The sequence below is a fragment of the Flavobacterium terrisoli genome (assembly GCF_030167905.1).
In the GTDB taxonomy this organism is placed as follows: Bacteria; Bacteroidota; Bacteroidia; order Flavobacteriales; family Flavobacteriaceae; genus Flavobacterium; species Flavobacterium terrisoli.
Genome location: NZ_JARGNA010000001.1, coordinates 356,792 through 371,793, shown reverse-complemented (window position 1 = coordinate 371,793; position 15,002 = coordinate 356,792). Strand labels below are relative to the sequence as shown.

Below are 15,002 nucleotides of genomic sequence, written 5' to 3'. Positions count from 1 at the left end.
GTGGTTTATCTTGTGCATTCATATTTTGTCCTGAAATAGCAGGGCACAAAATTAGTCGTATAGCTACATTAGGACGAGTCAATTTCCTCCCCTAAAGCATAGCTGGTGTATAGCTTCTATATGGGAAAGCCCTACTTCAAGTATAGATAAAGCATCAATGGTGACAGTTTCATACCCCAAACTCATAACTCATAATTCATAACTGCCTAGTGTATAGCTCAAGTATAGGAAAGCCCTACCTAGTGTATGAGTAGTGTATCAAAACATACATTATGTCAAATAGCAGTACATTTCATTTTTGGCATACAAGTAATGTATAAATGCATACTACTTCTAAAAATATCTTATGATTTTTGCCTCATTAAGAAAAGCATTTAAAATAAAATGAAGAATACAACAGCTGTTTTACTGATGGTAATTTTGGCTATCCCTCCGGGAAAGGCTCAAAAAAATGCGGTCACTTCAAAACTATACGATTTCAGCTCAGGCTCGGTAATTACAACATTCAACAAAGAGAGCACAGAATACCGCTTTGATTCATTCGAGGATTTATACAATGGCATTGATGAAATCAGTAAAGACTTTATAATAAACAATCCTAAGAAATCAAAAGAACCCTGCGACATAAGTATTGGTGTTAGAATAGAAATGGTTGATGGGACCGAAAAAATGATTATAACCGGAGCTATTAATATTGATTGTCATGAGGAGGCGGTAAACAAAGCAACAACCAAACTAAAGACAATGTTAATAGTAATGCGTGATAAAATAAGTGAATAAATACATTCATTTAATTGTGGGGAATCGGGTTCCGGCTTTTGCTGGAACCTGATTTTTTTTATTCCCGACAGCAATGCATTTTATCACTTTCTTGAAACGCTTTTTTTCTCTCCTATGAATAATCATTTCCTTTTTCTGCGAAAATCAAATTCAGAAATACAAACAGTCGGTTTTCATTTTTAGGGTCAATTACATCCATGCACCCCGATTCGTCATTTAAGCTTCCGAATTAAGTTTTGCCAATCTCACCATTGATGCGCTTTTTGGTCTAAATAGCCAAATTCCTAAAAACCATCCACTCAGATTTGACCGTCATTCACTCACAAACGAGGTCATTCTACCATAAACACCTTTATATATAGGGATTCGCAGAGACATCCTTTTTAGTTTTACATCGTTAAAGTGTGAAAGCCCCCAAATCATTAAAAGCCCACACTCTTTAAAAACGAAACAAAAACATTAACAATAAAAAGTCTCAAATTATGAAAAAATTAGCAACAACTTTCGGATTATTAGTATTGATGCTTGTAGTAACATCGTTTACTACTCCGAATCAAATTGGAGGAAGTAAAACTCCGGAAACAGGAAATGGATTTACAATCGGAGGAAGTAAAACTCCAGATTTAGGAAATGGTGTAGCAATCGGAGGAAGTAAAACTCCAGATTTAGGAAATGGTGTAGCAATCGGAGGAAGTAAAACTCCAGATTTAGGAAATGGATTGGCAATCGGAGGAAGCAAAACTCCATCGGACAACATATAATAGACACAAATTATTAAATATCAAAAAAACCACCTTTAAAGGGTGGTTTTTTTTATTTGTTTACTATTTTTGAAAAATTAAGATGAAATCAGTTTGAAAAAAATTTTACCTTTTTTTTGGATTCTTTGTTTATTAAGTTGTTCAAAAAATGAACAGAAAAAACCCATTACCACAACTGATTCAGACAGTACTGCTATATACATTCGGTTAGCTGATGGAAATGATATTTCTACAGACAAAAAAAAGCTTTATCTTGAAAAAGCTTTTGAAAAATCTATAGCACAATCAAATGATTCGATAACTAGAAATCATTTACTTAATATTTCTATTGGATTCTTAAAGAATGGCAACTTAGAGAATCTTAAAAAATCATCCATTACATTAGTCAATAACGCTATTAAAAGTCAAGATACCCTCAGTTTAGCACAAGGGTATAGATATCTTGCTGGTTATTATAGAAAAAAGGCAGTAAATGATAGTGCTTTCATTTATTTTTCTCAAGCTGAAAAACTTTTTAAATCTTTAAACGACAAAACCAATGAAGGTGGTGTATTAAGTTCAAAAAGCATTATTCAATATAATGTAGGGGATTTTGTTGGAGCCGATCGCTCATTGACCCGCGCATACTCTTTATTGAAAGACACAAAAGAAAATGATAAATTATATGTCATTTTTACCATGATGGGTATAGTAGCTAATGAGACTAAAGATTATGAAAAATCAATTGAATATTACACAAAGAGTTTAGAAATAATCAAAGAAAATAATTTAACTGATAACTATCAGGAAGCAACCTGTCTTAACAATATTGGATATGTTTATCAAAACAAGGGCGACTATAAAGAAGCAATAAAGAATTATACTATAGCATTAAAAGACAAAACTATCGTTGATAATGATCCGGAGTTATATAGTTTATTAACCGATAACTTGGCCTACTGTAAGTTTAAGTTAAAAGATTATCAAGGATTGCCAAATTTATTTTACTCTTCGTTGAAAGTTAGAGAAAAAATTGACGCAAAAACTTTAATTGTTTTAAGTAAAATACATCTTTCCGAATACTATCATGCCACTAAGCAAGACCAACTATCAAAAAAATTCGCAAATGAAGCATTAATTCAGGCAAAAAGCACAGGGATTTCAAGGGACTTCTTAGCAGCGTTAAAACAGGCTTCGGTTGTAGACAATGTAAATTCATCCAAATACTCCAAAGATTATATTAGAATAAATGACAGTATTCAGGATGTAGAAAGAATATCTAAAGAAAAGTTTGCTCGTTTAGCGTTAGAAACAGATGAAATTATTCAGGAAAAAGAAGGCCTAGCCGAAAAAAACAGAAATCTGCTCTATGCCTTTGTGGTTTCCTTTATTGTAGTGGTCTTATTGTTTGTCGTTAGAGCACAAAGGGCCAGAACGCGTGAGTTATTATACAAACAAGCCCAACAAAAAGCCAATGAGGACATTTATAACCTCATGATGTCGCAACAGGCCATTATTGATGAAAGCAGAAGCAAAGAAAAGAAACGCTTGGCTCAGGATTTACACGATGGTGTTTTGGGCAGAATGTTTGGTTTGCGTTTAAATTTAGACAGCTTAAACTCCAACACTGATGAGGAATCTACCCAAAAGAGATTTGAGTTGCTAAACGAGCTAAAAACCATCGAACAAGACATCCGTGAAATATCCCACGATTTAAATAGAGAAAAACAAGTTTTAATTAATAACTTTGTTTCTATCGTTCATAATCTATTAGAAGAACAGAAAACAGCATTTGAGGTTAATGTCAACTATACCATTGATGAAAATGTGGTTTGGGATAAGGTAGAAAATGCTATCAAAATCAATATGTACCGTATTTTGCAGGAAGGTTTGCAAAACATTAATAAGTATGCCAATGCCAAGAACATCTTTGTTGAAATAAAAGGCGATAGTGAAAATGTATATCTAAAAATCCAGGATGATGGAATTGGTTTTGATGTCAACAGAAAAAGTAAAGGAATCGGGATGCAAAATATGATTTCGAGAACACACGATTGCAAAGGAATTATTGACATCAATTCTAAAAAAGACAACGGAACCAAAATTGTAATTACCATACCAATCGAAACTAAACCAATAATTGTAGAACAAGAATGAAAAGCCCTATCCAAATTTTAATCGTCGATGACCACCCATTTATTATTGAAGCCTACAAAAATGCGATTAATAAATACAGCCAAAAAGGTTTTGAATTTGTTGTAACACAAGCCAACAACTGTAAAACCGGTTATGAAAACGTAGTTGACAAATCTAAACACTTTGATATTGCTTTTTTTGACATCAGCATGCCCGAATATGCCGAAAAAGGAATCTATTCAGGGGAAGATTTAGCGATGCTCATTAAAACTGAAATGCCGGATTGTAAAGTCATCCTTTTGACCATGCATACTGAATTGCTTAAAATCAACAACATCATCAAAAATATCAACCCAAGCGGTTTAATTATTAAAAACGACTTGACTTTTGACGAATTGCTTTTTGCTTTTGACAAAATCATCAATGATGAGAGTTATTATAGCCAAACCGTAATAAAACTGGTAGGACAAGCGCAATACAACAATATCGAATTGGATGTTTTTGACAAACAAATCCTGTTTCATTTGTCAAAAGGCGTAAAAACAAAAGACTTGCCAACGTATATTCCGCTTTCTTTAAGCGCCATTGAAAAAAGGAAATTAAACATCCGTGAAATCCTTGAAGTAGCTGGCGGAACCGATGTTGATTTAATACGAGAGGCCAAAAATAAAGGTGTCATTTAACGATATTACGGGAAACCGTAACGAAATATGTGGGAAACCGTAAACACTCACCTATCTACAATGCCTAACTTAGCTGAATGATTTCAGGGTTAGTATTTGTAGAATTAATCAAGTAGTTATAAAACTTCAAACTACTGTTTAATTTTTCAAGACTTAGGGGGAAGCGATACTTTCGGGTATCGCTTTTTTTTATGACTCCATTGCGTCCCAACCACGGGCTTTCAAAGGAATTTTGGTATTCGCTCTGGTAATCAAATGAACGCCTTCGCTTTCTTGTGTTAAATGACCAATAACCGTAAAATTCGGATTGGCTTTTATCTTATCGAAATCATCTAAAGCAATAGTAAATAGCAATTCATAATCTTCGCCGCCATTAATAGCAACTGTTGTTGAATCGATATTGAATTCTTCGCAAACATTAATAAACTGTGGATCAACCGGGATTTTTTCTTCATATAAATTACAACCTACTTTACTTTGTTTGCAAATGTGAATAATCTCCGAAGACAATCCATCCGAAATATCAATCATAGAAGTTGGTTTTACTTCCAATTTTTCCAATAATTCTCTGATATCATGACGCGCTTCCGGTTTTAATTGGCGCTCAATTAAATAAGTATAGGCGTCCAAATCGGGTTGGTTATTCGGATTCACCTGAAACACCTGTTTTTCACGTTCCAAAACCTGTAATCCCATATAAGCCGAACCTAAATCTCCGGTTACAACTAATAAATCGCCATTATTTGCTCCATTTCTATACACAATCTCATTTTCATTGGCTTGGCCAATTGCCGTAATCGAAATGATTAATCCTTTTTGAGAAGACGTTGTATCACCTCCAATAACATCCACATTATAGAATTTGGCCGCCAAAGCGATTCCGTCAAACAGTTCTTCCAAAGCTTCCAGGGGAAAACGATTAGAAACAGCCACAGAAACGGTTATCTGCGTAGGTTTAGCATTCATAGCGCAGATATCAGAAACATTCACCACAACGGCTTTATAGCCCAAATGGCGTAAAGGCATATAAGACAAATCGAAATGCACACCTTCAATCAGCAAATCAGTGGAAACAACCGCTTTTTTGGCCGCAAAATCCAAAACGGCTGCGTCATCGCCAATACTTTTCAAAGTCGATGGCTGTTTTACATCAAAGTTTTTGGTCAAATGGTCTATCAGGCCAAATTCCCCTAATTGTGAAAGTGATGTGCGTTGCGGCGTTTTATCTTCAAGCATAGTTACAAAGTTTAAGATTGCAAAGGTACAAACAGTTTCTCTTTTTAAATAAAATTTAAACTTTCAAATTCCTGCTGACATACTGTTGTCATTTCGGTCTCATAATTTTGACCTATAAACAAAAAAGACATCTTATGAACACTACAATGAATGCACCATCAATTCTTTCAAAAGAACAATTATTACGCCACTGGCTAGGTCATCGATTTGTGACTCGCCGTGTGATTGAATCATTCCCGGAAAAAGATTTTTTAGAATTTTCTATCGGAGGTATGCGCACGTTTTCTGAATTAACTTCTGAATTGCTTTCTATAGCAGTTCCGGCTTTAAAGGCGATTATTTCCCGTGAAACCAAACCTTATACCGAAGAAGGTTTCAAATTAAACACCAAAGCGGAATACCTGCAAAAATGGGACGAAGCTACAGAAGAAATCATCCGACTTTGGCCTCATCTGCGCGAAGAAGATTTTGAAAAAACCTTTAATTTGTTTGGGCAATATGAATTTCCAATCTATCAAAACATTCTTTATTTCATCGATAACGAAATTCACCACCGCGGACAAGGTTATGTTTATCTAAGAGCCTTAGGTATTGAACCGCCGTTTTTTTGGGAACGCTGGTAGAAATTTAGCCCCGATTTATTCGGGGCTTTTTTGTAGGCGTTGGCGATAATGATCCATCAGTTCCAAAATCCGATCTTTCAAGGATAACGGCTCAATAATTTCAGCATAATCAGCATACATCAAAAACCAACGGGCAAAACCGTTTTCTATATCTCTTGGCAAAAAAGTCATCTCTACTAAATCACCTACATTTTTCTGAGCAACAAATCCGTAGTAATTTTTTTCAAAAGAAAGGTATTTGCTGATTTTTTTCTCTACTAAAAGCCGAACTCTTGTTGTTGGCGATTCTTTTTCTTTGTCCAAATAAGTTTCTAAAGCCTCATGTTCTTTGGCAAATACAATTTCTGTTTTTTTAATTCCTTCTATTCGGTCGACACGAAACTGACGATAATCATTTCGCAAATGACAAAACCCTAAAACATACCAATTGTTATTATCATGAAAAATTCCAACCGGTTCAATGTTTCTCAGTGAAGCATTTTCGGCTTCAATGGCCTGATAATTTAAAATAACTTGTGTTTTATCAGCAATACTTTTAAAAAGGATTGCCATGGCATTGGGAACATTCACGTTGAATAATTCTGCAGTCGGTGGTTGAATCAGTATTTTAGATTCGATACTCGAAAGCCAATCTTTATCCGAACTTTGCATCACTGATTTAATTTTAAACATGGCAGATTGGTAATGCTGTCCCAGTTCCTTATCAATGAATTTTTGCATTAATTTTTGTGAGGCAATAAAGCTACTGGCTTCTTCTCGGGTAAACATCACCGGTGGCAATCGATAGCCGTCAACCAATGAATATCCTATTCCGGCTTCACCATAAACAGGCACTCCGGATGCTTCGAGTGTTCGTATATCTCGATAAATAGTGCGTAAACTTACCTCAAAACGTTCTGCCAATTCTTGAGCCTTTACAACCTTTTTCGATTGTAACTGAATCAGAATAGCAATAATCCGATCAAAACGTTTGGGTGAATCATCTAACATACAAGACATTTATCCAAAGATAGTATATTATAGTAAAAAGATAAAAACAATAAATTTTCGCACCTTTACCATAATTATTTTTTTAAAAATGAAAACACATCAAATCATTACCCTTACGATTAACCCTTCATTAGACAAAAGCACTCATTTTTCAGGATTAGTCGCTGAACAGAAAATACGTTGTGAAAAGCCACGGCATGATGCCGGAGGTGGTGGAATAAACGTATCCAAAGCTATTGCGGAACTCGGCGGAAATTCTCTTTGTGTTTTTACGTCCGGAGGTTCTGCAGGAAAAATGTTGGAGGAATTGATTGAAAAAAAAGGGATTGACAGCAAAGTTATTCCAACCCAAAACTGGACCAGAGAAAACTTTATCGCTTTTGAAAACAACACCAAATCACAATACCGATTTGGTTTCCCCGGTAATGAATTACTTGTTAGTGAAACCAAAAGCATTCTAGACCTCATTACAAAAATAAAAACCGATTACCTGATAATCAGTGGAAGTTTAAACGAAGGTTTGCCTACGGATTTTTACCAAAAAATTGCCAAAACCGCCAAAGCTTCCGGTATAAAAGTAATCGTCGATACTTCTGGTGATGCGCTTAAAAAAGTACTCGAAACCGGTGTTTACATGATTAAACCAAATATCGGTGAACTGGCCAAATTATTAGGTTTGGAAAGATTAGAATTATCCGAAGTCGAAAAAGCAGCCAAAACCTTAATTCAAAAAGGAAATGCTGAAGTGGTAGTAGTCTCTTTGGGAGCAGAAGGCGCCATTTTGGTTTCCAAAGATGAAACTGAATTGGTTACAGCTCCAAAAGTAACCAAAAAAAGTACCGTTGGCGCCGGTGACAGTATGGTAGGCGGAATGGTCTGGGCTTTATCCCAAAATAAAACCTTAAAAGAAGTCATCCAATGGGGTGTTTCCTGCGGAACAGCAGCTACAATGAACGAAGGTACCCAACTTTTCAAAAAAGAAGATGCTGAAAAATTGTTTAAAGGCTTACAGTAACGAAAAAACCAACAACTTTCGCCATTGGGTTTTTCTATATTCTATTCTCTATTTTCTTGGACTAGTCGTTCAGTTTCAGAACCGCCATAAAAGCTTCCTGTGGAATCTCTACGTTTCCAACCAAACGCATTCTTTTCTTTCCTTTTTTCTGTTTTTCCAACAATTTTCTTTTACGTGAAATATCTCCACCATAACATTTGGCGGTAACGTCTTTACGCAACGCTTTAATGGTTTCACGCGCAATGATTTTGGCGCCAATCGCTGCCTGGATTGGAATGTCAAATTGCTGTCTTGGGATCAATTCACGCAGCTTTTCACACATTTTTTTACCAATGTTATAAGCGTTACTCTCGTGAATCAAGGCAGAAAGCGCATCCACAGATTGGGAATTCAATAAAACGTCCAGTTTTACCAATTTGGATTCTCTCATGCCAATTGGCGCGTAGTCAAAAGACGCATATCCTTTGGAAACTGTTTTCAATCTATCATAAAAATCGAATACAATTTCGGCCAAAGGCATATCGAAATTCAATTCAACTCTTTCGGTCGTTAAATAGGTTTGATTGGTAATTACACCACGTTTTTCAATACACAAACTCATTACATTGCCCACATAATCAGCTTTGGTAATAATAGTGGCTTTGATAAATGGTTCTTCTACCCTGTCTAATTTGGATGGTTCCGGTAAATCGGATGGATTGTTTACGACAAAACCTGCATCTGGTTCTTTTTTGGTATACGCCAAATAAGAAACGTTGGGAACTGTCGTGATTACCGTCATGTCATATTCGCGCTCCAAACGCTCCTGGATGATTTCCAAGTGTAACATTCCCAAGAATCCACAACGGAAACCAAAGCCTAAGGCTGCTGAACTTTCCGGTGTAAACACCAAAGAAGCATCATTCAACTGCAATTTTTCCATCGAAGAACGCAAATCTTCGTAATCTTCTGTGTCTACAGGATAAATTCCGGCAAAAACCATCGGTTTTACATCCTCAAATCCCGTAATCATATTGGTTGTCGGCGTTTTGGCATCGGTAATAGTATCACCTACTTTTACTTCTTTCGCCTCCTTAATTCCTGATATTAAGTAACCTACATCGCCGGTAGAAATGACATTCTTCGGCACTTGGTTTAACTTCAAAGTTCCAACTTCATCCGCAAAGTATTCGTTGTCGGTCGCCATGAACTTGATTTTTTGCCCTTTTTTGATTTCGCCGTTTTTCACACGGAAAATAACTTCGATGCCGCGGAAAGGGTTGTAATGTGAATCAAAAATCAAAGCCTGTAAAGGCTCTTCTTTCGAACCTTTTGGCGCCGGTATTTTTTCAATAATGGCGGCCAAAATGTTTTCCACCCCAAAACCGGTTTTCCCCGAAGCGTGGATAATGTCTTCCAATTTACAGCCTAACAAATCGATAATGTCATCGCTTACTTCTTCCGGATTAGCGCTCGGCAAATCCACTTTATTCAACACCGGAATGATTTCCAGGTCATTTTCTAAAGCCAAATACAAATTAGAAATCGTTTGTGCCTGAATGCTTTGAGCCGCATCCACAATCAACAACGCACCTTCACAAGCCGCAATCGAACGCGAAACTTCATACGAAAAGTCTACGTGTCCGGGAGTATCAATAAGGTTTAAGATATAATCTTCGCCTTTGTATTTGTATTCCATCTGGATGGCGTGACTCTTGATGGTAATGCCACGTTCGCGCTCCAAGTCCATATTGTCTAGCAATTGGGCTTTCTCTTCACGAGCGGTAACCGTTTGTGTGGCACCAAGAAGTCGGTCCGCAAGCGTACTTTTTCCGTGGTCAATGTGTGCAATAATGCAAAAATTTCTAATATTCTTCATCTTCGTAATCTGTCAATTTTTAGCTTCGCTCGGTTCGGCCTATAGACGGAAGTGAGCAAAAAACGCGTCTGCGTTTAATCGGCAAATATAAGTCAAAGTTTTGGATTGATTAAACACTTATTTTTCTAAAGGTTTTAAATAAAAAATGCTCCTTAACGGAGCATTTTTTTAAAGATTTAAAATCACATGTTCGAGGATGAACTGGGTGTTTCCAATATTTCCATTGGCATGGTTATGAAAAGTGGTATAATAGATGGTTCCACTCATCGTGTTCCCTGAACAGGAACCCAAACTGTCTCCATGGGCTTCATGTTCAGGCCAATCTGCGACGTCAATAGTAATTGTAATTGGAGTTTCTGAATTTTCATCTGGTTGATGGCAAATCGTAATCCATTCTGAATTCTCTGAATTCCCAACTCTGCTCCCTACCATACCTGGATTGGAAAAATGGTTAGTTCTAATCATCAAAGGTTGATCGGTGCCGGTTTCCCTTACCAAAACTTCCCAAAAAGTTTCATCTACTGTAATAATTTTTTGCCAGGAACCTAAATCATATTCTATCGGTAAAGTGGAAATCCCAATCGCATCCGACAAGGCCGTATTAGTAATAAAAGCACTAAGTGTTGCTGAATCACCATCATCAACAGAGCAAAGCGTAGTATCTGAAATAAATCCTCCCGGAGCATCACAGGCACTTGTATTGGTATCTCCTCCGATTAAATAAGCAACTGCCCAATCTGAAGCATACAAACTTCCGCCATTGGTTACAAATGCGGCTAAATTATTAGTAACTGCTGCATTACTCGCAATGCTTCCTGATATGGAACCACAGTTCAAAAAGATAACGTCGTATTGCGAAACAATGCTGTAATCCGATAATTGATTAAAGGTTATGGCATCAGCCTGATATCCCAAAGAAGAAATAATATCTTCGATGCTGTCATAACTTCCGCTTACATAAGCGATATTGGCCACTTGATCGAGTCTTAGTGCCGATTCTTCCAATTGTTGCGTTTGATTTTCTTCCACCAACACATCAATTGTAGTCCTGAAATTAGAGCCGTCCCCGGTTTGAATGTGTAAAACCCGGTTACCAACTGGCGCATCCAGAGTAAAATCTCCCGTGGCATTGGTGTAAGTGTGATAAATATTGTGGTTGTCGTCAAAAGCAAAAACCAAAGCGCCACCAACCGCCTTATGGGTATTAATCGTGGTTACTTTGCCTTTTAACGTTCCTGTTTTTTGAATTGGTGAATGGTTGTTGTCGTCACTACAGCTCGCCAAAGTCAGTACTGACAACAGCAGAATTAGTAAATGTTTTTTCATGATAATAATTTTAATTGGTTGGTTTAAAGTTGACTAGAACTCAAATTTAATGTTTTTTCTTATATATCATTCACTTTGTTTATAATTTTATTTCCATAAATTGAAGATTAATAATCATTTAAGAGTTATTAATAATAGATTTTTACCTTTGCAAAAAATTAAATTGAATCAATGCCCAAAATCGGCAACATAGAATTACCTGATTTCCCTTTGTTACTTGCGCCTATGGAAGACGTGAGCGATCCGCCATTCCGCAGATTGTGCAAGTTGCACGGAGCAGATTTGATGTACTCGGAATTTATTTCTTCTGAAGGGTTGATTCGCGATGCGATGAAAAGCCGAATGAAGTTGGACATCTTCGATTATGAAAGACCGGTTGGGATTCAGATTTTCGGTGGTGATGAAGAAGCAATGGAAATGTCATCAAGAATTGTTGATGCAGTGCAGCCCGATTTGGTCGATATTAATTTCGGTTGCCCGGTGAAAAAGGTAGTCTGCAAAGGCGCCGGCGCCGGTGTTTTAAAAGATGTAGATTTGATGGTGCGCCTGACCAAAGCGGTCATCAAGGGAACCAATCTTCCAGTAACGGTGAAAACCCGTTTGGGATGGGACGAAAACTCCATCAATATTGATGAAGTCGCCGAACGTTTACAGGATATAGGCGTACAAGCCTTGACGGTTCACGCCCGAACCCGTGCCCAAATGTATAAAGGCCATTCTGATTGGTCACACATCCAACGCATTAAGGAAAACCCAAGAATTACGATGCCTATCTTTGGTAACGGCGACATTGATTCGCCTGAAAAAGCATTGGAATACAAAAACAAATACGGACTTGACGGAATGATGATTGGCCGTGCTGCGATTGGTTATCCGTGGATTTTTAACGAAATCAAGCATTATTTCAAAACCGGAGAGCATTTAGCACAACCCACAATGTCGGATCGAATTGAAGCCGCTCGAAATCATTTGACCTGGTCGATGGACTGGAAAGGCGAACGCGTGGGCATCGTGGAAATGCGCCGTCATTATACCAATTACTTTAAAGGCATACCCAACTTTAAGGAGCACCGTTTAAAATTGGTTACGCTTGAATCTGCGGAAGCTTTGTTCAAGGCTTTGGATGAAATTCAGGAGGTATATTCGGGTTATCAGTTTGTTTAATCCAATAGCTTTTTAGTTACTCTCGTACTCGCAATCCAACTGGAAAGAATACCAAGGGAAACTATCGTAAGAAAAACAATCAACACATTCTGAAAACTGAAAACCACAGGATAAGCCAAGGTTTCGGTAATCATAACGAGGCTAAACTGCTGTTGAAGGACGACAATAATTATCCCCAAAAGCAATCCGATAACACCGCCGATAACACTCAGCAAACTGCCTTGTAACAGAAATATTTTCTTCAAATCCTTGATTTCGGAACCCAGATTGTAAAGTGTCTTCAAATTGGCTTTTTTGTCCAAAACCATCATAATCAGTGCGCCGATTAAGTTGAAAAGCGCTATGATAATGACCAAAGTAAAGATTAAATACACCGCAATATTCTCGGTATTCAGCATTTTGTATAAGGTTGCGTTTTGCTGTGCCCGGTTTTTAATCTCGACTTTATTTTGGAAAAATTGATTCAGTTTTTCAATGACAACTGCTTCTTCCGCTTCGGGTTTCAGCTTAATTTCCAATCCCGAAATCTGATTTGATTTTAATTCCAATAAATACTGGGCCAAATTCAAATCACAAAACACATATTTGCTGTCTAAATCCTCACTGATGGCATAAATTCCAATCGGAATCAACTTGGCTTTGTTAAACGCTTCGGCTTCGCTTTCAATAACACCTTTCCCTTTTCTAGGTACATAAACCTCAAACGGATTGTTGAAATCAAAAAGCCCCAACGACAATTTCTCTGAAATGCCATAACCAATCACCACCTGTATCGTTTTGGGTTCTAACCATTTTCCGTTCACCAGGTTCTGATCGACCACATTGGTTTTAGTGAAATTCGCATCAACTCCTTTCAAATAAGTTACCTGTTCTTTGCCGTCAAAAAAGAAAAGCACACGTTCTTCGACCACTTTACTATAAGAAGCAACTCCTTCTATGGCTGCAAGTTGGTTTTCCTGATTTGGTGAAAACGTAAATGATTTTCCGGCAATCGGATTGACTTTTAAATCGGGGTCAAAATCGTTGGAGAAAGACAAACTAAAAACGCGCAACCCGCTAAAAACAGAAAGCACCACAAACAAAGCCATGGCGCCTACGATAATTCCGGCCGAAGCGATACCCGTAATAATATTGATAGCATTGTTTTTACTTTTGCTAAAAAGGTAACGTTTGGCTATGTAAAGCGAGAAGTTCAACTTTTAAAACTTCTTGCGTTTGTCTAAAAGATCACGGTTTTCTATCGGATTTTCTTTGCCCGCTAAGGCATTGTCAATCTTTTCGATATAATCCAACGAATCGTCAATGTAAAAGGCAAGATTCGGCACTTTGCGCAATTGTAGTTTTACCCTTTGCGACAAATCGTGCTTGATTAAAGGCGCATTGGTTTTTACAGCTTCGAGCAATTCAACAGCTTTGTCCTGCGGGAAAACGCTCAAATACACTTTGGCAATCGATAAATCAGTCGTTACGCTCACTTTAGAAACTGAAATCACCAAATTGGTAATGCCATTTTTGCGCACTTCACCTTGAAGAATATCTACCAAATCCTTTTGCAACACACTGCCAATTTTTTTCTGTCTGTTCGTTTCCATGGGGCAAAAATACGATTTTAAATTTTTATAATGCTCAGAAGCGAAAGTTTTGGCTTTTTTGGAAGCCCTTTTCCTGCTGTTCGTTATACTTTAGTGCCACTGCCATCAGGGCTAAAAAAAGAAACCATTTGAATTTTTGTTAACTTTGTCGTTCCAATCCACAATCATGAAAAAAATAGAACATATCGGCATTGCTGTAAAAAGTTTGGAAACTTCCAATCTGCTCTTTGAAAAAATATTTGGAAATCCACCTTATAAAGAGGAAGAAGTCGCCAGCGAAGGCGTAAAAACTTCCTTTTTTATGAATGGCCCAAACAAAATAGAACTTCTCGAAGCCACCAATCCTGAAAGCCCGATTGCAAAATTCCTGGAGAAGAAAGGCGAAGGCATTCACCATATCGCTTTTGATGTGGAAGATATTGTTTCCGAAATGGAGCGCCTGAAAAATGAAGGCTTCATCATTCTCAATGAAACCCCAAAAAAAGGCGCCGATAACAAACTGGTTGCGTTTTTACACCCCAAAGGAACAAACGGTGTTTTGATTGAGCTTTGTCAAGAAATACCATAAAAATAGTTGCAACGAAAAAAAATTAGTGGTAATATTGCAACCTCTAAATAAAGCCGTGGCTTTATTCACTGAACTCCAAAACCAATAAAAGTCAGTGAAGTAAACTGGTCCTATAGCTCAGTTGGTTAGAGCACCTGACTCATAATCAGGTGGTCCTTGGTTCGAGCCCAAGTGGGACCACAGAATTGAAAGACCTCCTAAAAAGAGGTCTTTTTTTATCGGTTTTAAAAACCGAAAAGGGAAATTTATCGTTTATAGAAATAAGCTTTTGTCATTATTTTTAGAATAAAA

The 15,002-nt window shown here is 37.2% G+C and carries 14 protein-coding genes and 1 tRNA gene; 9 read left to right on the top strand and 6 right to left on the bottom strand.

From position 1 onward, the window contains the following. The first annotated feature begins 384 nt into the window (after positions 1–384). The 4 genes from P1K33_RS01735 to P1K33_RS01720 all read left to right on the top strand — a co-directional run bounded on the left by P1K33_RS01735 (position 385) and on the right by P1K33_RS01720 (position 4,339). A complete protein-coding gene (locus P1K33_RS01735) occupies positions 385–780 on the top strand; it encodes a hypothetical protein (RefSeq protein ID WP_284651122.1) in 396 nt (131 codons plus the stop codon). A 482-nt stretch (positions 781–1,262) separates the two neighbouring features. Continuing rightward, positions 1,263–1,541, top strand: a complete 279-nt coding sequence (locus P1K33_RS01730) for a hypothetical protein (protein WP_284651121.1) — start codon at positions 1,263–1,265, stop codon at positions 1,539–1,541. A gap of 93 nt (positions 1,542–1,634) precedes the next feature. Next, positions 1,635–3,677: an ATP-binding protein gene (locus P1K33_RS01725; protein WP_284651120.1), complete on the top strand. Its 2,043-nt coding sequence runs from the start codon at positions 1,635–1,637 to the stop codon at positions 3,675–3,677. Next, positions 3,674–4,339, top strand: a complete 666-nt coding sequence (locus P1K33_RS01720; RefSeq protein WP_284651119.1) for a response regulator — start codon at positions 3,674–3,676, stop codon at positions 4,337–4,339. The genes P1K33_RS01725 and P1K33_RS01720 overlap by 4 nt, the downstream gene beginning before the upstream one ends. Before the next feature lie 189 nt (positions 4,340–4,528). Here P1K33_RS01720 and thiL read toward each other — a convergent pair whose 3' ends face one another. Next, positions 4,529–5,575 (bottom strand): thiamine-phosphate kinase, encoded by a 1,047-nt coding sequence (thiL, locus tag P1K33_RS01715; protein WP_284651118.1) that lies wholly within the window; start codon positions 5,573–5,575, stop codon positions 4,529–4,531. A 134-nt stretch (positions 5,576–5,709) separates the two neighbouring features. On the opposite strand from thiL, the gene P1K33_RS01710 reads away from it, so the two are divergent. Continuing rightward, on the top strand, positions 5,710–6,198 hold the full coding sequence (locus tag P1K33_RS01710) for a DinB family protein (protein WP_284651117.1): 489 nt from the start codon (positions 5,710–5,712) through the stop codon (positions 6,196–6,198). Between the two features lie 15 nt (positions 6,199–6,213). On the opposite strand, the gene P1K33_RS01705 is transcribed toward P1K33_RS01710, so the two are convergent. Next, entirely contained in the window at positions 6,214–7,188 is a 975-nt protein-coding gene (locus P1K33_RS01705; protein ID WP_284651116.1) for a helix-turn-helix transcriptional regulator, read from the bottom strand. An 88-nt stretch (positions 7,189–7,276) separates the two neighbouring features. On the opposite strand from P1K33_RS01705, the gene P1K33_RS01700 reads away from it, so the two are divergent. Beyond that, positions 7,277–8,203: a 1-phosphofructokinase family hexose kinase gene (locus tag P1K33_RS01700; RefSeq protein ID WP_284651115.1), complete on the top strand. Its 927-nt coding sequence runs from the start codon at positions 7,277–7,279 to the stop codon at positions 8,201–8,203. Positions 8,204–8,264: 61 nt separating this feature from the next. On the opposite strand, the gene lepA is transcribed toward P1K33_RS01700, so the two are convergent. Then, on the bottom strand, positions 8,265–10,061 hold the full coding sequence (gene lepA, locus P1K33_RS01695) for a translation elongation factor 4 (RefSeq protein WP_284651114.1): 1,797 nt from the start codon (positions 10,059–10,061) through the stop codon (positions 8,265–8,267). 168 nt (positions 10,062–10,229) lie between these two features. Next, complete coding sequence (locus P1K33_RS01690; protein ID WP_284651113.1) at positions 10,230–11,387, bottom strand: carboxypeptidase-like regulatory domain-containing protein; 1,158 nt, start codon at positions 11,385–11,387, stop codon at positions 10,230–10,232. A 171-nt stretch (positions 11,388–11,558) separates the two neighbouring features. Between P1K33_RS01690 and dusB the strand changes: the two genes are divergently transcribed. Beyond that, entirely contained in the window at positions 11,559–12,551 is a 993-nt protein-coding gene (gene dusB, locus P1K33_RS01685; RefSeq protein WP_284651112.1) for a tRNA dihydrouridine synthase DusB, read from the top strand. On the opposite strand, the gene P1K33_RS01680 is transcribed toward dusB, so the two are convergent. Further along, positions 12,548–13,747 (bottom strand): ABC transporter permease, encoded by a 1,200-nt coding sequence (locus tag P1K33_RS01680; RefSeq protein ID WP_284651111.1) that lies wholly within the window; start codon positions 13,745–13,747, stop codon positions 12,548–12,550. The two genes, dusB and P1K33_RS01680, sit on opposite strands and share 4 nt — an antisense overlap. A gap of 3 nt (positions 13,748–13,750) precedes the next feature. Continuing rightward, a complete protein-coding gene (gene rbfA, locus P1K33_RS01675; protein ID WP_284651110.1) occupies positions 13,751–14,143 on the bottom strand; it encodes a 30S ribosome-binding factor RbfA in 393 nt (130 codons plus the stop codon). Positions 14,144–14,309: 166 nt separating this feature from the next. On the opposite strand from rbfA, the gene mce reads away from it, so the two are divergent. Both mce and P1K33_RS01665 read left to right on the top strand, forming a co-directional pair. Further along, positions 14,310–14,711 (top strand): methylmalonyl-CoA epimerase, encoded by a 402-nt coding sequence (mce, locus tag P1K33_RS01670; RefSeq protein WP_284651109.1) that lies wholly within the window; start codon positions 14,310–14,312, stop codon positions 14,709–14,711. 106 nt (positions 14,712–14,817) lie between these two features. Further along, positions 14,818–14,891, top strand: a tRNA-Ile gene (locus P1K33_RS01665). Positions 14,892–15,002 lie beyond the last annotated feature (111 nt).